Genomic DNA, 19,589 nt, shown 5'->3' with positions numbered 1-19,589 from the left:
CATAGTCTGAAGCTAACAGACTATGGAGGAAATTTCAATTTTTTTAGGCACTATTTTTGAACGGCTTCTTCGTAGTCGCCATTTGGACAGACAATCTGTTTACCGCCTTTAACCTTCTTCTCAACCAAGAAGTGCCCATCCTTAGGGCAATTTCGGCCGATTGGTTTGTCCCAAGAAACAAAGTCACAATCTGGGAAACGTGAACAGCCATAGAAGACGCGATTCTTCTTCGATTTACGTTCAACAACAGTCCCCTCATGACATTTCGGACAGGTAATTCCTGTATCCTTGACGATCGCTTTTGTGTTCCGACAATCGGGGAAACGTGAACAAGCATAGAACTTTCCGTAACGTCCCATCTTAACTACCATCGGTGCGCCACAAATTTCACAATCGATTCCGGCAAGTTCATCCTTCATCTCAATTTTTTCTACGTCTTTTTCGGCCTGATCAACTTCCTTAGAAAATGGTTTGTAAAACTCATCAACTACCTTAACCCAATTTTGCTTACCATTTTCAATTTCATCAAGTTCATCTTCAACCTTGGCTGTAAATTTCACATTAACGATATCTGGGAATTGATCCTCAATAATCGTATTGACAATTTCGCCTAGTTCGGTGGGTTCAAACCGCCGTGCTGTCAATTTCACATAGTACCGTCGCTGAATCGTATCTAGCGTTGGCGCATAAGTTGATGGACGTCCAACACCATTTTCTTCTAACGCCTTAATTAAATTAGCTTCAGAATAGCGTGCCGGTGGCTGAGTGAAATGCTGACTAGGATCTGTCTTAACCAGTTGCACCATTTCGCCTTCTTGCAAATCAGGTAAAACATTGTCCTTTTCTTTACCAGAACTATAAATTTTAGTAAATCCAGGAAATTTAATTTTTGATCCGTTTGCCCGAAAATCAACATCGTTTTGCGTAATTGTAACTGTCATTGTGTCCACAACTTGTGGTGTCATCTGACTTGCAACAAATCGCGACCAAACTAAGTTGTACAACTTGTATTGATCGTTAGTAAGGTACTGCTTCATTTCTGCAGGTGTCCGAAATACAGACGTCGGCCGAATGGCCTCATGCGCATCTTGCGCACCTTCCGGCAATTTCCCCTTAACTGGTTTAGTTGCCGCATACTCAGCCCCATACTTTTCATGCAGGAATTGTGAGGCTTCATGCTTCGCAATCGATGAAATTCGCGTTGAATCGGTACGCATATAGGTGATTAACCCCACCGCACCACCTTTGCCAATGTTAATTCCTTCGTACAGTTGTTGCGCCGCCATCATCGTTTTTCGTGTTCTGAAATTCAATTTACGGTTCGCATCTTGTTGCATGGTAGACGTGGTAAATGGTGGTTGCGGTGAACGCCGCCGTTCCTTTTTGACCACCTTAGTGATTTCAAAATCACCCTTACGGTCTAACTGCCCCAAAATTTTTTGAACAGCTTCATTATCGGACAGGTCCTGCTTTTTTCCTGCAACACCATAAAATGCGGCCGCAAATTTACTACGTCCCTTTTTAAACTCGGAATCAATAGTCCAGTATTCTTGCGGTTCAAATGCTTGAATTTCTTTTTCACGTTTAATAATTAGATTAAGGGCCACAGATTGGACTCGCCCAGCACTCAATCCTTTTTTTACTTTTTTCCATAAAATTGGACTAATCGAATAGCCCACTAGTCGATCCAAAATTCGCCGCGCTTGTTGTGCATCTACCAAATCCATATTGATGCTACGAGGTTCTTTAAACGCTTCTTTAACGGTATCCTTGGTAATTTCATTAAACGTAACTCGGTTCTTACCATTGGCATCTAATTTTAAGATATTAGAAACATGCCATGCAATGGCCTCTCCTTCACGATCCGGATCAGATGCTAAATAAATTTCTTTAGCATTTTTAGCATCCTTACGTAATTCCTTGATGACATCGCCCTTACCACGGATGGAGATATAGTCTGGTTCATAGTTGTTTTCAATATCAACACCCATCCGACTTTTTGGTAGGTCTCGGATGTGGCCAATACTTGCCACCACTTTGTAAGTACGTCCAAGGTACTTTTCGATTGTTTTCGCCTTTGATGGTGATTCGACAATCACTAATTTTTTCTTAGCCTTTGCTCTCGGTTTCGCTTTACGTGCTTTAGGCTTGCTCGTAGATTTTTCTACCATCATCGAACTCCTTAAAAATGACATAATGTCTATTGTACGTTACCGTAAATATCTCAACCATCTTATTTCAAAAAAAATGCGATGTCAAATGCAATCCACTATTTTCGAAACTCTAGGAGCAAATCTTCAGCTGTCAAAACCGGTTTTGCGCCGGCTGCAATGAGTTGATTACACCCCACTGACATCGAATCAGTAATTCGACCTGGAATCGCACATACGTTTCGATTTTCCTGAACACAAATACTAGCAGTAATTAAACTGCCGCTTTTTTCTTGGGCTTCCACAACTAATAGTGTTTCACATAATCCCGCAATAATTCGATTCCGTTCTGGAAAATGAGAACGGTAGGGACGAGCCCCTAATGGATACTCTGTTATGACGAGCTGTGTTCGCGCCATTTCGGTCTGCAGTGCTTGATTTTGTGTGGGATAAGAAACATCTAATCCGGTTCCAATCACACCAATTGTACGTCCGTGATTTTCTAACGCGGTCATATGGCTAAGGCCATCAATCCCGGTTGCCAAACCGCTAACTACCGTAATTGAATGCTGGATAACGCCTGGTAAAATGCACCGAATACTCTGTGCACCATACCTGGTATTTTTTCGAGCACCGACGACTCCTAACATGGTCGACTTTAATAAACCAATATCACCAGCATAGAATAAAACTAGCGGTGGACAATAAATTTCTCGTAATTGAAGCGGATACTGTTCGTCAAAAATGGTAATAAATGGACATTGCTTGATGTGCTGTTGGACCTGATTATTTAATGTTTGACTATGCCAACTCGTCGTAATTTGCAGCGTTTTATGCTGCGTGAGTCCAGCTAACTGACAAATATCCTTGATATTACCGTGAAATGGCTGATCAATCATTGCCTGATAGATTTGAAACTCCGTTTTAATTCCAACACCCTCACATAAATGAAGCTTAAGAATAAATTCTCGAACGTTAATAAAAACACCTCCTACCTATTTAAAGTACGAGATGTTTTCTAAAAATCACTGATATTTTTTCACAGGTGAAAAAGAAAGTCGATGAATCGGTGTAATGCCTTGCGTCCTGAGTCCCGCAATATGTTTCTGAGTACCGTATCCCATATTATGTGCAAAATCATATCCGGGATAAAGTTGATCGTACACCGCCATTAAATGATCTCGATATTCTTTAGCCACAATACTGGCGGCAGCAACGCTAATACTCTTCTGATCACCTTTAATTAGGGTTGTCTGTGGAATATCAATTTGCAGCGGTACTGCATCCACGATTAATTGACCCGGATGGTGCTGCAAGCCATTAACGGATTCGATCATTGCCAACTGTGTGGCGTGATAGATATTTTCTCGATCAATGAAGTGGTTGTCCTTAACAGCAATATTAACTTCTACTGCTTCATGAATAATTCGTAGATACAATTGCTCTCTCTGATGAGCACTTAACTGCTTAGAATCAGTAACATCCATTAAATCAAAATGATCGTCAATGATGACAGCCGCTGTGACCACCGGACCAGCTAAAGGGCCCCGACCAACTTCATCAATGCCCGCCACATATTGAATACCGCTTTGCCAAAACTGCTTTTCATACATAAATCGATGTTCAAACGACTTGCGACGAACTAATTCTTGCTCTATTCGCCTTTTAAACGCGGCTAGCGTAGCTTGAACACCCTTTCTAGGGTCATCATCCAACGAGCGAACAAACTCGCTCTCAAGGCTTGTCTCATCCTGTAATCGCATTCTAATTTCTTTAATGGTTAGCCTAGTCAACTTCTGTTGCTCCAATCGTATCAGCTGGTGATTCCAACGATAATCGACCAAGCTTGCCCTTTCGAAAATCAAAGATGAGTCGTTCACTTGCCCGGTCATAGTCATCTTTAAACCCTAATTTAGCTGTAATCGCCAATAAGACGTCAGCATCACTAGCTTGTTCTGACATATCCGTTTCGGAAATATGATAACGGTCAATAACTGTCTCTGGATGAACGGTTCGTAAATGCCGAATTGCAAACAAGGCCACATCGTCTTTAGGAAATAAGCTATCCTTAATTGTTCCAGATAGTGCCAGTTTGACCCCAATTTCTTGAGTTTGAAACTTAGGCCACAGTACGCCAGGTGTATCCAGTAACTCCAAATCCGCGGATAATCGTAACCATTGCTGGCCAGTCGTTACACCAGGACGATTTCCAGTCGTCGCCACATTTCGATTTACTAGGTGATTTAATAGTGTTGATTTCCCAACATTCGGGACACCCACACACATTGCCCGAATAGCACGTTCCTGCATACCCTTTTGCTGCTGTGATAACCGTTTTTCTTCAAGTACAGCTTGTGCTTTTTTAGTGACCAAACTTGCGACTTTACGATCACGTGAGTCAACAGCCAGTACAGGCTGTCCATGATGTTCAAAATATTGAATCCATTTTTGTGTGACACCTGGGTCGGCCAAATCAAGTTTAGTCAAGATTAACAGATGTGGTTTATCTCCCATTGCTTTTTTCACTTCCGGGTTAAGGGACGAGTATGGGAGTCGTGCATCAACCAACTCAAAAACAATATCAACCAGCGACATTTGTTCACGAATTTGTCGTAAAGCTTTCGCCATATGTCCTGGAAACCATTGAATAGTTGCCATAGTGTATATCCCCTTTCGTAGCAAGGCTTTCAAGCTCTTGCTCTGATAAATTTTCTTAATGGTACCACTTTTGTGCCATGTGTCCCGTTGCTGGTACCATATTATTAGCATTTTAGCGGTAATAGCTGAACTTTGTTTACACCGGTTGAAGACTAATACCAACCTTCCTAGCGAACGTATCAATTACTTCAACCGACTTTTCTTGTGAATGTGAAAGGCGGTGCGTATAGCCATCAGTCGTCCGTTCTTCAACGTGACCGACTCGCTCTTGCACTTCTTTCAACGTTACAGAGGAATCATCACGCAAGACGGAGATATGAATGTGTCGGAAACTATGTGGCACTGGATTTTTCGTCCATTTGAAGCCATAGCGTTTTTCACAATTCTTTTCCAAGTCTGCTTTAATTCTGCCAAGTACTTCACGAAAACTATGTGACGTGATCGGTGAACCGTACTCGGTCCGAAAAATCACTTGAAATTCATGAAAAGCATCACTCGGTAATTCCTTCATCCGCCTATCAAATACGGCATTACGGTGTATCGCACGCTTCAATGCAGCAATCGCAAAATCAGGTAACTGCTCCACCCGTTCGCCAGCAACCGTTTTGACGGTATCTTCGTAGTACTCATCAACCCGTAAGTCATGTGATTGCATGGAACTAGAAATCGTAACTGTTTTTTTAGCAAAATCGATCTTATCAGATGTTAACCCTGATGCTTCACCAATTCGGCAACCTGTTGCAATCATAAATAGTGCCAGATCATAGTACGCCGGATTGCGGCGTTGTGCCAATTCAGTGAACAAGACTTTGACCTCACGCGAATCAAGAAACTTACTTTCCAAGCGATCCTTCCGCTCGATTTTTTCAGTCGTTGTCGCTTTTAAATGCAGAACGGCTGTCGGTGAAGCTGGAATGATGTTATATAGCACCGCATGGTCGAAAAGTTTATTGAAAGTTGATTTGATGTGTTGCATGGTGGCAAAACTAGCGCTGTATTTTTCGCGATAGTCTTGCAAACATTTATTGACTAACATAGGCGTGATGTTTTTTACCAAAATATCGTCTGCAATAATTTGATTCAACCGCCTAATAACAAGCGCCTCGCGCTTAATTGTCATTGGTTTAACAGACTGTTTCCACAAATCAAACCAATCTTCGCGTAAATCTTTGAACGTCCATTTTTGAACGCGCTCATCAAGTGCTTGAGCTCGCTGTGAAGTTAGCTCTTCGATCTTTTCATCAAGTTCTCGCGCCGCTTGTGCTTTACCTCTTTGAGAATTAGACTTAAAACTTACTGAGGCCCGTTTCCGTTTGCCAGTTAAGGGGTCAATATAATTCTCGAAAGCGCGATAAGTTGAAGTTCCGTCAGCGAGTACTCTTTTTTGAAAATGCATAATTTTATCCTCCAATTCAAATTAATAAACAGGAAAGATAAAATGAGATTAAATAGCTATTTCATTTTACCATGTCCCGGCGGTGTTGTCAGACGTTTCGGATGTAATGATGCTGTTTCCAAAACAAGAATTCTTGAAAGGTCGCAAAGTTGATCAATACAATTTTGTGTGTAGGATTAATAACGCCCTGACGAAAAGTAGCGTCATTACGCATTTCCGACAACCACCGATTTAATGTATAAATATTTAGACCCTCATAGCGTTTCAACAATGCTTGCTTGGTTCCCCATTCCGCTTTACCGGCGGAGTCGCCACTATATGGTACACTTGTATTTTCCATTTTTTCACTTCCTAATTTCTAGATGAAGTGAGATAATAATCGTAGATAGATTGCTTATTTTATCTATTTTAAGGTGTAACTACTTGCTTTGGTCGGCGTAGTTGCATCTTTTTATTATCTCAATCGCCATTATGTTTGGGTTGCTGAATCATTATTTCTTCGGGACTAGCCAACATTTGTTGAATCATCACTTGTTGATTTTCACTTAACTTGGCCTCAGCAATGATCGTCATTAGAGTATCCTCGCTTTTAGCCGAATCAATTGCCATTAACATTTTTAAACTTGGCGCCACTTGTTTCTTGATCCATTGAATAGTTTGGTCTAAAGTGACCGGTTCCGGCGAAACGGCCAAACGTAACTTATCGGCATATTTACCAATAAACTGTGTCCACCGATCGTCCAACGGCCATTTTGACGTTGGCTTGTTGGCAATCGGCTTCACAAAACGCAAGTAATTATTGATAATACCGAACACGGTTCGCTGCGGGTTGCGATAGGCCAATAGATCGGCGACCGTTTGCTCAGCCCGTTCGTCAAACACACGAATCTCAAATCGATTCTTGATTTTGGTCTCCGCCAACGCTTTACCTAATTTAAAATATTGCTCAATATCTTTCTGATAAATACAAAAATAAATTGCACTTTTACGTGAGCCAAAATAGAGACTTTCTCCTTTTAAATTGTCTTTGTCGCGGACAAAGTATTTACACTCCCTGAACTTTGTAATGTATTCATGACGCATACTCTTTTTAATCAAGTAATGAACCGGGAGCACATCTAAATAATCATTGATGGCTAGATCAATGCGTTTAACTACGCCATCAAGGGCCAGTGCCTGCCGTAAAAAGTCATACCAGCTCTGTTCACTGGCCACTAAAATGCCTTCCAGTTCGCGACAACCTTTCCCCTTCAACTCAATCAATGAACCGCGATTATCGTCTTCCGGTGAAACAAAAATTTCCATATCGCCATGCCGAAATTTTCCACTGTAGCCATAACGGCCATAAGGTTCATAAACAAAATAAATCGGCTTGATGCAGAAAAGTGCCACGATCAATTCGTCAACATCATGGGTTGGAAATCTGATCCGGACATAGTCAAAACAAATGTTTAATGCGGTGATGCCACTCAGTTCGCGAAAGGCTGCGGTTAATCGTTGGCGCATGGCCTCAGTTAATGGTCGCTTACTGTTCAATAGTTGATTGAGATAAGAACGACTGATGCCCATTGACTTAGCTAGCTGACTTTGCTTAATTTTTTTATCCTCCAACTGTTGCCAAAAAATATTAAGCCAATCAGCTTGGACCTGGTAATCAATTAGAGTTAAATCTTCATTCAAGTACGCTCACCTCCAAAATTTGCAATTCTTAGTCACGGTTAACAGCAACTTTGTTGCTTGAATACCTAGAAATTGGCATTTCTTGCTGCTGGATTAATTAACCGTTTATACTTTCTACCCCCCTATTAGAACTTGGGGGTTGAGGCGGCCGGCTAAAGCCGACCGCCGCTCACGCTAGCGGCTTTCGCGTTGCACGCCGCGCGTGGCGGCGGCTAATCTTTTTTCCTCCTTTATTCTGTTTTCAAGGAACGATTATGATCAATGCCAGCAAAAATTTGTAAGAATATTTCACTTGGCTTAGATCATATAAACATGATAACGTAGGCCTTTAGAGCTGGTCAATCACCTTATGCCACCTACTCAAAGACCGTGAGTAGTCGTTGTAGTTGTCTACTTTAAGTAACTAAGTTAAGATAATCATGAGGTGATGATAATGATCGAAAACTTTGGTCAAAACATAAAAAGATTGCGGCAAAAACACCAGATCACGCAAGAAGACTTAGCCATTGCCATCGAAGTTCAAAAACAAGCAATTTCAAATATTGAACGCGGTAAAAGTTATCCTAGTTTTGAAAACTTGGACCGAATTGCCAGATTTTTCAATGTTTCCGCCGTCGACTTATTTGGCACACCGGCTGAAATTGAAATCAGTAGCACTACTGCTATTCTTGATCGCATTGATGAATATACTGACAAAACTGAGCACCTCTTTCGCTTAATGCACCGCATAGATGATTTTTCACCGCGTCAAATTGATGGTCTTAGTGATCAAGTTCATGAAATTATGAGCTATTTTCAACCCTACACAAAAATCAATGAAGATGGTACCCCAGAGACTGATAACAATGATCGACCGATCATCCGCCAATCAAAATATCGGCAATTACCAATTAAAGAAATCAATGCCTTATACAATAAAATCAATACCATCAATGCTTATCACCAAACGCAAAAAAATCACCTTCAAAAGAAGATGTGCACTAGGCCCTGTCAAGTTGACAGATGAAATAATAAAAAATTGAATCTGTTTCTAAGAGGCTTCATTCCAGTATTCATCTGGAGTGAGGCCGTTTCTTTGTGCTGAACGGTTGTGGTGATTAAAGTATTCAATACCTTCTTCAACCAGCCTCTCGAGTTCTTGAAGGGTCTTAGGCATCGGATGACGCTCCATCCAGCGCAATTTAAACTCATTCCACCAACGTTCCATCGGCGCGTTATCGTATGGTGTGCCTGGACGAGACATACTGCGTATCACATCGTAACGGCCTAGAAAGTTGTTGAAGGCACCAGATGTATAAGCTGAGCCGCGATCCGTATGAATCAATGGATGAACGTCTCCAACACGATCAAATGCACGTTGGAACACTTCGATTTCCGCAGCTGAGGTTTCGGTAATGCTGAGGTTGTGTGCCAAGAGAAGGCGTCCATAGAGATCAAGAACGCCACTCAGTCGAATTTTGTATTCACCATTCGGGCCGAATCGCAATTCAGTCGAGTCGGACAACCAAACTTTGTTAGGCGCGTCCGTATCAAAATTTTGGTTTAAGACATTGTCTTGGACGTACTGCTCACTAGCTTTTTGACGACTGTGTTTCTTGACTCGAATCTGACACCTCAGTCCAAGCTCTCGCATCACACGCCGAACCATTTTATAGGTAACTTCAAACGTAATCGATTCATCATGCTGTAGATTCACTAAGAGATTCCCAGCACCGATGCTCTGATGATGGAAATCAAACCAGTATTGTATCCGTTCCTTGAGTTGACGATCACGAACTTCCCAAGCTGTTTCTTCACGCTTTAAGCCTTTGTAGTAAGCCTGCCGGCTTACGCCGACAACAGCTAATAACTTGGTAAGCGCACCGCGCTTGCCTTGACTGACCTCTTTGATTGCGACGTAGGCCAGTTGATGCTGTTTATTCACCCCTTGCGCTGAAGTTCCAGCAATTTTTTTGCGAATTGTTCCACCAATTCTTTATCTTTAAGCTCAGCTTCCAGCTGGCGGATACGAAGATTTGCCTTATCGAGATCAGTCAATTCAGACTCGTCCCTGTGATGACCACGGTTATCGACGAGGGCTTCATAACCACCGTTCTTGGCCTTAAGCACCCAAGATTGTGCTTGCTGATAGGAGACTTGAAAGTGCTCTGCGGCCTCAGCGTATGAATGTTTATGTTTGACTACGTACTCAACGATTTCAATTCGTTCTTCGAAAGTTGTCTTCTTAGGCATAGTGGGAACCCGCTTTCTGGACGGCGATGCCGTCAAAGGTTTGTCCTCATTATACTTGGTAACCCAGTTTTGTGCTTGGGTAGCGTTACGCAGACCATATCTGTCCGCCAACTCACCAAATGTACCTTCTCCATTTAAGTACGCAAAGACGACTGTATGCTTCAACTCCTTACTATAGTGAATATTCTTCTTTGCTTCTTGCAGGCCTTCTAGACCATCTCTTTGATAACGTATCAACCAACTTCTAAGTGTATCTTTACCGATTCCATGCTGCCTTTCATAAGTAGCCCTAGGGAGCCCCGACTGCTGATAATCTTCAATTAAATTGAGCTTCTCGAGAACTGTGAACTTAGATCTGGACATACAAAAATCCCTCCATAATCATCAGATGAATTATTGTATTTCATCTGACAACTACAAAGGGATTATCGCAATGATCAATGAATGATAAAAAATATCGACTACTGCTTAATTAAAATAATAGCTGCATAATATGCCTAATAGTGTCACTTTCAAGAATGATCATGATGCCTAAACCAATATAAATAATGGCCATGATCCAATCACCAAAACGATCAAGAAAGTTCTTTACAAAATTCACTTGTGAGAACTTATCACCAAGGAAAACTAAAAAATAAATACAAATGGTAAAAACAAACAGCGTTACGATTAGCTGTACCAGTGATAATGATACGAAGTAAGGAACAAAAAGGCCAATATTATCCGCACCACAAGAAGCTACCGTAATTAAAGCCACCGTTGCAATTAAATTCTTATTTTTACGCGCTTCAATTTTCTGATCAACTTCTGCGGCTTCATCTTCTTTGCTAAATATATATTTGATTCCAAAGGCAATGGGAATCAACCCTAAAAAACCTAGTAACCATTTGGCGGGTACGTAATGGAGAATAAATGCAAAAAACAAACTAATTCCAATGAGCGTATATGAGCCTAAGAACTGACCAATATAAATTTGTCGGCGATGCTTTGTTGAACGATATTTTGAAAAAAGTAACATTAAAATAACTAATAAGTCGATTGCAGTTGATGTATAAAGAATAATACTCGTTATAATTGTCCTGATCATTTTATTTTCCCCCACCAGCATTGATTTTTCCGGCATCTTCAGCTAAACACCATGCCCGTTCTAATAAAATTGCCGTACATTCATCAATGATCTGATATTCAATGAAGTTGCCATTACGCTTCGCTTTAACTATCTTTTGATCTACTAGACGTTGTAACTGGTTTGAGATGGCTTGGACCTTCATATTTAGTGATGTAGCAATCTCACTAACGGCCATATCTGGTTCACGCGTTAAGCAATGTAAAATTCTTAGCCGCGTATTATTTGCGAGTACTTTAAAAAGTAAAGCAATGTCAGCGGCTTGATTCTCATTTAACAATGCCCGATCAGCCAAATCTGGTTTACCCGGACAACAGTCTACTTGTATCATTAGATCACTCCTCGTTTATTAATCTATTACATTATATCATGTAATAGTGTTGTCCCCCAATTTAATTTGAATCAAAAAATAGAGTAGCTCCTATAGCCACTCTATCTGACATTAACCACTATTCATATTCACTAGTTAAATTAAAACTAAGATACAGGTCTTAGTTTTAATTTAATCTACCAGAAGATGCCAAAGTTTCGTTACTATCATTTTGCGCCATTTTAATTCTTTCAATATAAATAGCCGCCAATCATTGTCCTCAGAGTAATCTGGTAATCATATAAAAACAGATAGTAGAAAGCTTAATTAATAATGAAGTGAAGTTGTTCCTTCAGTTATAAATTAATTCCTTAGCGTTTCGCATTCTGTTGTTCCCAGTTCTGTGCTGCGATTTGTACTGCATCCCAAGGTGATCCAACTGGTGGTGAATAGGATAAGTCTAGGTCGCTAATTTCGGCTACTGTCATATCATTAAAAATTGCCGTAGCAAAAATATCACTGCGTTTAGCAACTTCACTACCGTAATGACCAATTAACTGCACGCCTAAAAGCCGGCCACTTTTTTGATCACCAGTAATTCTGATCTTAATTTCTTGAGCACCGGGAAAATAAGCCTTATGGTCATCAACATCAGTTGTTACCGTGAAAGGATTAAACCCTGCCTGGATAGCCTCACTTGTCAATAACCCTGTCCGTACAACAACTAAATCAAATGCCTTTAAAACTTGTGTCCCCAGGCTACCTTTAAAGGCACGTTGAATTCCAGCAATATTAAAACCAGCAATTCTTCCTTGTTTATGTGCAGTCGTACCTAATGGCAAGTAGGTTTCACCTAATAAATGATGTCTTGTTTCCACCAAATCGCCGGCCGCCCATATATCAGGTAATGAGGTCTGCATATATTGATCAACCTCGATGGCCCCGGCAATTCCAGTTTCAGCACCTACCTTGACCAGTAGCTCATTATTTGGTTGAACACCAACAACGATTAAGACTAAATCATACGTAGAAGATTGTGTCTTTTGATGCTCATTTAAGCCAACAACTTCCACGTTGCTACCAGTTTCATTAATTTCTGAAACGGTTAAACCAGTAATAACATTGACGGCATTAGCAGACAACTTTTGATGAATAATTCGGCCTAAATCAGCATCAACCGTGGAAAGTATTTCTGAACCTCGTTGAAAAATAGTGACGTCTAAATGCCGTTTTCTTAAAGCCTCCGCCATTTCGATTCCGATATAACCAGACCCAACAATTGCGACCTTCCGAACACTATCTGTAGCTATATTTCTTTCAATCGCAAAGTAATCTGCCATTGTATGCAAAATACGAACTTTACTATCTTGCTGTTGAGCTTGCGCCAGGTCCACACCTTTAATACCCGATAGTTTTGGTCTAGCTCCTGTTGCTACAACCAAGTGGTCATAATGATAAGTTTTTAATTCGCCTGTAAGCGCATGTGCTACGACTTCATGTCGTTGCGGTTCAATTTTATCTGCAATCATGTTCATTTGAAATTCAATACCAGTCGAAGTCAATTCTTGTAAATTACGATGAGCTAGCAAGTGCCAATCCGGCACTTCTCCGCTGACTGCATAAGGTATTCCACAAATTGATAAATTTGGGTACTCATCTGCTAATAATATCTGAATTTTTAATTCAGGTTTAAGTTCTTTAGCCTTTAAGGCCGCCGAAATTCCGGCGTCACTGCCGCCGATAATTAATAATTTTTCCGTTTCATTTGCCATTTAATTAATTCCTTTCACCGTTGTTAGCGAACAAATGCACGACTTAAATCCTGATGTAGATAATCTGAAAACTCTTGGAAGGTTGGATAATCTCTTTGTTTAAAAATTATACCGTTAACCATAGTAATTGGTAATACAGTGATTCCATATTTTTTTAATAGGTCATTTATTTGATGATTACGAACAAAGGCGTCCGGATTTTGTGTAAGATTTCTGCGTATGATTATATTTTCACCATCTGCATTAACATGACGTTGAATTGCGGTAGTCTGAATCAATTCTTTCTTTACACTGGGACCACAAACACCAGTTGCACAACACATCGCCTCTTCAAATATTTCAATTTTAATCGTCTTTCACCTCGCATATTAGACGATGAAAATGTTCAAATTCCTTTTCTATTTGTGTATAATCACGAAAATGGCTGACCGCTAGATTATTTAAAATCAAGTGATTTATTTGCAAAAAGGCTATTTTTACCTTATACAAGTTCTGTTGTATTGTTAATTCACTACTGTATTTTAATTCAAGCAAATTAATTTCTTGGTTGGCTTGAATCAGGTAAACAGCAGAAATTGATTCTATTTCAGCTTTCGTGGCCTGTTTCACTAAAGCATCGACTATGTTTAATCTATTAGCTAATGAATCTTGTTGTGCATACTCAGTTTGCATCATAGCAAGTCATCCTTTCTCAACCAAAAAGACTTAGCGATAACCATAAACCACATAATGTAATGAATAGGACTGGAATCGTGATCGTGATCCCAATTTTAAAATAAGTACCCCAAGCAATTTTTACGTTTTTTTGCGCCAAAACATGTAACCACACTAACGTCGCCAGCGAACCGATTGGTGTGATCTTTGGTCCTAGATCAGAACCAATAATATTTGCATAAACTAACGTTTGGTGCATTAACCCTGATACATTAGCGCCCTTGATCGATAAAGCATTGATCATTACCGTTGGCATATTATTCATCGCTGATGACAGGAACGCTGCCAAATAACCCATTCCCATGGTCGCCACAAACCGGCTACCAGTTGCCATTTTGGCGATAACACCAGCAAGTAATGTTGTCAAGCCAACATTTTGTAGGCCATAAACCACCACATACATTCCGATTGAAAAGAAGACGATGTTCCACGGTGCTCCTTTAATGACTGCCTTAGTATCAACGTGATGACTTTGTTGACCAACCAACAAGAAAATTGCGGCAATCGTAAGTGCAATAAACGAAACGGGAATGTTTAGAAAACTACTGCTAAAATAACCGATCAATAACGCCGCTAACACGACCCAAGAGAACTTAAATAATCGTTGATCTTTGATTGCAGATTTTGGTTCAGCAACCTGATCTGCATCATAATGTTTGGGTAAGGCCTTGCGGAAATACAAATATAAGATACTGATGCTGGCGATCAGTGAAAAAAGATCAGGGATCCACATTCTTAGGGCATACTCGGAAAATGTAATGCCGAAAAAGTCAGCGGAAACAATATTGACTAGATTACTAACAACTAATGGTAACGAAGTCGCATCGGCAATAAAGCCACTGGCAATAATAAATGGGAAAACCTTTTTTTCATCAAAATGTAGGGCTCGCACCATTGCCAGAACGATCGGCGTTAAAATCAATGCCGCCCCATCGTTGGCAAAAAGTGCCGCCACGATCGCACCTAAAATAGCGATCAAAATGAACATACGTACACCATTGCCTTTAGCCAGTCGTGCCATATGTAAAGCGGCCCACTCGAAAAAGCCGATCTCATCTAAAATCAATGAGATCAAAATAATGGCGACAAACGACAAAGTGGCGTTCCAAACGATCCCAGTAACGGTACCCACATCTTTAAATGTGACGACCCGAAATAGCAGTGCAAGTACTGCCCCACCAATTGCGGTCCAGCCTATTGATAGCCCCTTAGGTTGCCAAATGACGAATAATAACGTGAGTAAAAATATAAAAACAGCAAAAAAGACTTGCATAATTCCTCCCAACTACCAAAATCAGGGTATCGCTACCCTGATCAATTGATATCTTTATTTAAATCGTTAATAGCGTTTGTTCAAAATCTGGTTGCCACTGTTCCACTGCAAAATGATTGGCCGAAACGTCTTTGACTTTTTCGATCCATTCAACTTCATTTTGTGCCCGTGCTTGTAAACACGGATGCGTGGTTTGTGTAGCCAGCATGCTTTGATTGACCAACCACCATGTATGGGCAATTTGCGCCCGGTTTAAATCTTCATTGAGCCGCATTGATTCGTAGACTGGCGTTGTTTCCGGTAAAGTCACCATCACGATCTCGGTTTGTTGGGGATCTTGCAACCGTGGCAATAGATCAATAATTGCTTGTGGCACGTCACCGGCTGTGCGCTTAACTTCCTGTGCATAACTTTGAGTGGAATCTAATAGTAACAACGTGTGCCCAGTTGGCGCCGTATCGATCACCACCACGTCACTGTCGTTTTGCGCCACAATATTAGCAAAAGCGCGGAAAACCGCAATTTCTTGCGTACATGGTGAACGGAGATCTTCGGCGACATAATCAACGTCAGCCGCTTTCATGGTTTGGCGAGCCGTTGCCAGTACTTCAGCTTGATAATCTTTCAATACCTGCTGCTCGTCAATATGGCTGATCGTAACTGCCGGATCAGCTGTTTTAAAGAAATCTAGATGATCGGCCGGATCAGTGGTGGCTAAATGAACGGTTTTATGTTGGGCCACTAATTTCTGCGTGATCTGCACCGCAACCGTTGTTTTACCGACGCCCCCTTTGCCCATGGTAAAAATAATCTTTTTATCCGTCTTGATCAGATCAGCAACGATCGTATCTAAGTTGGGATAGTTATTGGTCAGCGGCGGATAGGTAGCTAATGCGGGTTGTGTTGCCTGTAACACCAGGTGTAATTTATTTAAGCCGGTAACGTTGTAGGCGCGTAACGGCACTTCATACTGAGTAAATTTTTTTAATACAGCCGGCATTTGTTGTAGATCAGCCTGTTGTTGCGCAAAAATAGCCTGCGAAGCGTGATCCGTCGGTGTTTTAAGCGTGCCATTAATGATCAACTGCTGATTAGTCATGCCGATCGCGGCTAGTTCTTGTGCTGCTCGTGCCGCTTCAAGTAATGCGGCTTTTTGTGGCCGCGTTACCAACATTAATGTGGTCAAGTCCCCATTGCTTAACGTTGCTACCGCCTTGGCGTAAATTGCTTTTTTATCACCCATGCCAGCTAATTGGCCTAAACAAGAAGCACCGCGCTCATTTTCAGCTAAATAATTATTCCACGCTGATGGTAGCTGTAGCATGCGCAAGGCATGGCCGGTCGGCGCCGTGTCGAAAATAATATAATCAAAGCGTTGGTCAACCGTCGGATCAGTTAGAAAGTTGGCAAATTCATTAAATGCCGCGATCTCGACTGTACACGAGCCAGATAGTTGCTCCTCGATATTTTTGATCGCCGCGGCCGGCAATACGCCGCGATAAGGGCCAACAACACTCTCCCGATACTCACCGGCAGCAGTCACTGGATCAAAGTTGGCGGCAAACAACCCCGGTACACCTTTGATTGCTTGTGGTTTATTGGTCAACGCTGTATTGAAAACATCCTGTAAATTACTGGCTGGGTCAGTTGAAACGAGCATCACTTGATTGCCAGCGTCGGCCAAATTAATGGCGGTCGCACTGGCCGTCGTTGTTTTACCAACGCCACCTTTACCGGTAAAAAACAAATAATGAGTTAAATTAGCCTTTTGTGGTTGATAATCTTGCATGTTATCCTCCTCAGTCACATAGATATTTATCTATGTATAATTCAAAAGAAATGGCCGCGCCATCTCTTACTTAAAAATTTAGCAACAGCCCCCGTCACCGCCACAACAACCACCGGTTTGCTCAGCTGGCACGAAAACTAGCCCAGTATAGTCAGATAATTCATCGATCGTTGGGTAAGCGCCAGTTTTAACGATCTGGCCGTCAACCACGGTGATCGGCAAAACAGCGTCAGCATCATCCTTGATGGCCGCTAAAATATCGGCCCGCTCACTAAAAACATCAGGATTATTGCTTAAGTTGTAGCGGTCAGCTTCAACGGTGGTCACACCTTGCAGCGCATCAAAAGCCGACGTGATCATTAAAAGAGCAGGATCAACGGACGGGCCACAAACCCCAGTCGAGCAGCACATTGCTGGTTCAAATAATTCAATCTTTTTCATTAGTCATAACAACCTTTCCTGAAGCACATTCTTCACAATCAGCACAGCCGGCATCGTGACAGATACAGTGATCATCACTTGATAATAATTGCGCTGTATCCTGCTTAAAGGTCAGCATAAAGTCGGCGCGTAACGTGTAATGCTGCCACTTTCCCTCCTTGCGTGCCGCAACAATACCGGCATTTTGCAAGACTTTCATATGGTGGGATAAAGTCGGCTGCGAAAAATCGAAGTATTCTAAAATATCACAAGCACACAAAGAACCACAGGAAAGCAGATCAATAATTTTTAAGCGATTTGGATCGGCCATTGCTTTCAGCATTTGAACATACTTTTGATAGTCCATTTGTAAGCTCCTATTCCATAATTAAGGTAATCTATTAGTTAAATACGCTAATAATAAACATTGATGTTACAGTGATACAGACTGAACTTGCTACTTTTGGTTTTGGCTTAATCAACAACAGAAAGCCAATCCTGTTTAGCAGAAAATATTCAACAAGCAGATACTTCTTGCTAATCAGTGTTGCCAAAATGAATGATTATGACCGCTTTCGTGGTGATTTTAGGGAACTTAGTTGCAAACTCCGCAACTGCATTTCCTCAACTCAACTTGCTTCGATCACCGCAAGAAACATCGTATTTTGTAAACATAGACGCGCATCTATATCTATAATATAGACCCATATCTATGTAAGCGTCAAGCTTTATTTTGAAATAAAATAGCAGCATCTATTTTAGATCATACTGAATAATCACATTCTTCCATGATTAGTTTTTTAAGCCGATAGATTAACCAACTTCAAACTTGGATCGATATTTCGTTTTGAAAATAACTTATTCAAATCCATAAAAGGAAGTCCATATGTCCCGGCGGCCTTTTTGCGGTACCAATTTTGGTACCATAATTTGATAATCATTGCTTATTATTGCTCAATCGGCCAAATTTCTATACAAAATTGGGAGAAAAAGATACCTAAACTTTCAAATCAACGGCAAACAAAAAAGCCCGTTTTATCAGGCTTTTGGCTACTTAAATCTCATATTATCCCGCTGCTTTTTTACAATATCTAGTCATTTTTTATAGTGAGCTTCCAGTCTACCATTGAATAATTGCCATGTTAAATTCCTTCCTAGTTCATTTTTTAGATACAGTCGCCAATAACCAGACGCCGTACTTTCTTATTTCTACCATTATAATGCACACACTAGCATACACGATTATTTTTTGTGAGGCAATGGTGGAGCCGCTCCAGCATTTTTATGATTGCTACTCCACCATTACTACTTTGTAATTAACAGCAGGTCAAAACAATGGGCATTGCTCCCAGGCATAGATAACTAAATGCACTGTATAGTACTCTCTGTCACTAATCAATAATATCAATTTGCCACCGTTTCTGATAAACCATACCCAATAATCGTCTGGCCATGGACAGCTTGTTTTTATTTACATATATTCTCGCTCGTAGTACAATGTATTACACCAATGGGAGGCGCATATTATGGCAATGATCACAGTACGAGTGTCAGACGACGAGAAGGAATGGCTACAATATATGGCCGACTTCTATGGACTAACTCTATCCGATTTGATAAAAAACTACTCAATGGATCAACTCGAAGATGAATATGACAAGCAAACTGCTGCAATTGCAAAAAAGCGCTGGGGCGAAGATAACCATAAAACTGTATCAATGAATGAAATCTTAGATGAGTTTGGTGATCTAGATTGATCTATAGATTAGAATTCACTCGCGAAGCGCAACGTTCACTTCGTAAGATGGACAAACATCAAGCAATACTTATTACTCGTTGGTTATACCAGCACGTTGATGGTGTTGCGGATCCTCGATCATTTGGTAAAGGACTCACCGCTAATCGATCAGGCGAATGGCGATACCGCATTGGCAACTATCGTGTCATCGTTGAGATTCAAGATGACAGATTAGTCGTGTTAGCATTGCAAATTGGTCACCGCCGAAGTATCTATGACTAGTCACCTAATAAGTAAGGTGGCTATTTTTTTACACAAGTACACGGGCAAT

The 19,589-nt window shown here is 41.0% G+C and carries 21 protein-coding genes; 3 read left to right on the top strand and 18 right to left on the bottom strand.

Annotation, left to right across the window (positions count from 1 at the left end):
- Positions 1-50 precede the first annotated feature (50 nt).
- The 7 genes from topA to FC26_RS01280 form a co-directional block, all read right to left on the bottom strand.
- Positions 51-2,171 carry a type I DNA topoisomerase gene (gene topA / locus FC26_RS01310; protein WP_057777234.1) on the bottom strand — a complete coding sequence of 707 codons (2,121 nt, stop codon included), beginning with the start codon at positions 2,169-2,171 and terminating at the stop codon, positions 51-53.
- 98 nt (positions 2,172-2,269) lie between these two features.
- Positions 2,270-3,049, bottom strand: coding sequence for a DNA-processing protein DprA (dprA, locus tag FC26_RS01305; RefSeq protein WP_191978868.1), 780 nt, complete (start codon positions 3,047-3,049; stop codon positions 2,270-2,272).
- Between the two features lie 126 nt (positions 3,050-3,175).
- Positions 3,176-3,943, bottom strand: a complete 768-nt coding sequence (locus FC26_RS01300) for a ribonuclease HII (protein ID WP_057777232.1) — start codon at positions 3,941-3,943, stop codon at positions 3,176-3,178.
- Positions 3,936-4,808: a ribosome biogenesis GTPase YlqF gene (gene ylqF, locus FC26_RS01295; RefSeq protein ID WP_057777231.1), complete on the bottom strand. Its 873-nt coding sequence runs from the start codon at positions 4,806-4,808 to the stop codon at positions 3,936-3,938. The genes FC26_RS01300 and ylqF overlap by 8 nt, the downstream gene beginning before the upstream one ends.
- Positions 4,809-4,944: 136 nt before the next feature.
- Entirely contained in the window at positions 4,945-6,204 is a 1,260-nt protein-coding gene (locus tag FC26_RS01290; RefSeq protein WP_003678442.1) for a tyrosine-type recombinase/integrase, read from the bottom strand.
- Between the two features lie 88 nt (positions 6,205-6,292).
- Positions 6,293-6,544, bottom strand: coding sequence for a hypothetical protein (locus FC26_RS01285; RefSeq protein ID WP_021349957.1), 252 nt, complete (start codon positions 6,542-6,544; stop codon positions 6,293-6,295).
- Positions 6,545-6,663: 119 nt separating this feature from the next.
- Entirely contained in the window at positions 6,664-7,884 is a 1,221-nt protein-coding gene (locus tag FC26_RS01280) for a replication initiation factor domain-containing protein (RefSeq protein WP_057777230.1), read from the bottom strand.
- A 433-nt stretch (positions 7,885-8,317) separates the two neighbouring features.
- On the opposite strand from FC26_RS01280, the gene FC26_RS01275 reads away from it, so the two are divergent.
- Positions 8,318-8,890: a helix-turn-helix transcriptional regulator gene (locus FC26_RS01275; RefSeq protein WP_057777229.1), complete on the top strand. Its 573-nt coding sequence runs from the start codon at positions 8,318-8,320 to the stop codon at positions 8,888-8,890.
- A 24-nt stretch (positions 8,891-8,914) separates the two neighbouring features.
- Here FC26_RS01275 and FC26_RS01270 read toward each other — a convergent pair whose 3' ends face one another.
- The 11 genes from FC26_RS01270 to FC26_RS01220 all read right to left on the bottom strand — a co-directional run bounded on the left by FC26_RS01270 (position 8,915) and on the right by FC26_RS01220 (position 17,887).
- Positions 8,915-9,808 (bottom strand): IS3 family transposase, encoded by an 894-nt coding sequence (locus tag FC26_RS01270; protein ID WP_057777228.1) that lies wholly within the window; start codon positions 9,806-9,808, stop codon positions 8,915-8,917.
- Positions 9,805-10,479 carry a helix-turn-helix domain-containing protein gene (locus tag FC26_RS01265; protein WP_057777227.1) on the bottom strand — a complete coding sequence of 225 codons (675 nt, stop codon included), beginning with the start codon at positions 10,477-10,479 and terminating at the stop codon, positions 9,805-9,807. The genes FC26_RS01270 and FC26_RS01265 overlap by 4 nt, the downstream gene beginning before the upstream one ends.
- Positions 10,480-10,588: 109 nt before the next feature.
- Entirely contained in the window at positions 10,589-11,203 is a 615-nt protein-coding gene (locus FC26_RS01260; protein ID WP_003678449.1) for a CadD family cadmium resistance transporter, read from the bottom strand.
- 1 nt (position 11,204) lies between these two features.
- On the bottom strand, positions 11,205-11,573 hold the full coding sequence (locus tag FC26_RS01255) for an ArsR/SmtB family transcription factor (RefSeq protein ID WP_003678450.1): 369 nt from the start codon (positions 11,571-11,573) through the stop codon (positions 11,205-11,207).
- Positions 11,574-11,923: 350 nt separating this feature from the next.
- A complete protein-coding gene (locus FC26_RS01250; RefSeq protein WP_057777226.1) occupies positions 11,924-13,324 on the bottom strand; it encodes an FAD-dependent oxidoreductase in 1,401 nt (466 codons plus the stop codon).
- Positions 13,325-13,347: 23 nt separating this feature from the next.
- On the bottom strand, positions 13,348-13,662 hold the full coding sequence (gene arsD / locus FC26_RS01245; RefSeq protein WP_223843906.1) for an arsenite efflux transporter metallochaperone ArsD: 315 nt from the start codon (positions 13,660-13,662) through the stop codon (positions 13,348-13,350).
- 7 nt (positions 13,663-13,669) lie between these two features.
- Complete coding sequence (locus FC26_RS01240; RefSeq protein ID WP_057777225.1) at positions 13,670-13,999, bottom strand: hypothetical protein; 330 nt, start codon at positions 13,997-13,999, stop codon at positions 13,670-13,672.
- A 16-nt stretch (positions 14,000-14,015) separates the two neighbouring features.
- Positions 14,016-15,311: an arsenic transporter gene (locus FC26_RS01235; protein ID WP_003678455.1), complete on the bottom strand. Its 1,296-nt coding sequence runs from the start codon at positions 15,309-15,311 to the stop codon at positions 14,016-14,018.
- A gap of 58 nt (positions 15,312-15,369) precedes the next feature.
- Positions 15,370-17,100 carry an arsenical pump-driving ATPase gene (gene arsA, locus FC26_RS01230; RefSeq protein ID WP_057777224.1) on the bottom strand — a complete coding sequence of 577 codons (1,731 nt, stop codon included), beginning with the start codon at positions 17,098-17,100 and terminating at the stop codon, positions 15,370-15,372.
- Between the two features lie 78 nt (positions 17,101-17,178).
- Positions 17,179-17,541 carry an arsenite efflux transporter metallochaperone ArsD gene (arsD, locus tag FC26_RS01225; protein ID WP_003678459.1) on the bottom strand — a complete coding sequence of 121 codons (363 nt, stop codon included), beginning with the start codon at positions 17,539-17,541 and terminating at the stop codon, positions 17,179-17,181.
- Complete coding sequence (locus tag FC26_RS01220) at positions 17,528-17,887, bottom strand: ArsR/SmtB family transcription factor (RefSeq protein ID WP_057777223.1); 360 nt, start codon at positions 17,885-17,887, stop codon at positions 17,528-17,530. The genes arsD (FC26_RS01225) and FC26_RS01220 overlap by 14 nt, the downstream gene beginning before the upstream one ends.
- A gap of 1,159 nt (positions 17,888-19,046) precedes the next feature.
- Between FC26_RS01220 and relB the strand changes: the two genes are divergently transcribed.
- Entirely contained in the window at positions 19,047-19,277 is a 231-nt protein-coding gene (gene relB, locus FC26_RS01215) for a type II toxin-antitoxin system RelB family antitoxin (RefSeq protein ID WP_057777222.1), read from the top strand.
- Complete coding sequence (locus tag FC26_RS01210) at positions 19,274-19,540, top strand: type II toxin-antitoxin system RelE family toxin (RefSeq protein WP_057777221.1); 267 nt, start codon at positions 19,274-19,276, stop codon at positions 19,538-19,540. The genes relB and FC26_RS01210 overlap by 4 nt, the downstream gene beginning before the upstream one ends.
- Positions 19,541-19,589: the final 49 nt, after the last annotated feature.

Origin of the sequence: Paucilactobacillus vaccinostercus DSM 20634 (assembly GCF_001436295.1) — a bacterium.
Classification (GTDB): Bacteria; Bacillota; Bacilli; order Lactobacillales; family Lactobacillaceae; genus Paucilactobacillus; species Paucilactobacillus vaccinostercus.
This window is presented reverse-complemented; position numbering and strand designations above follow the sequence as displayed.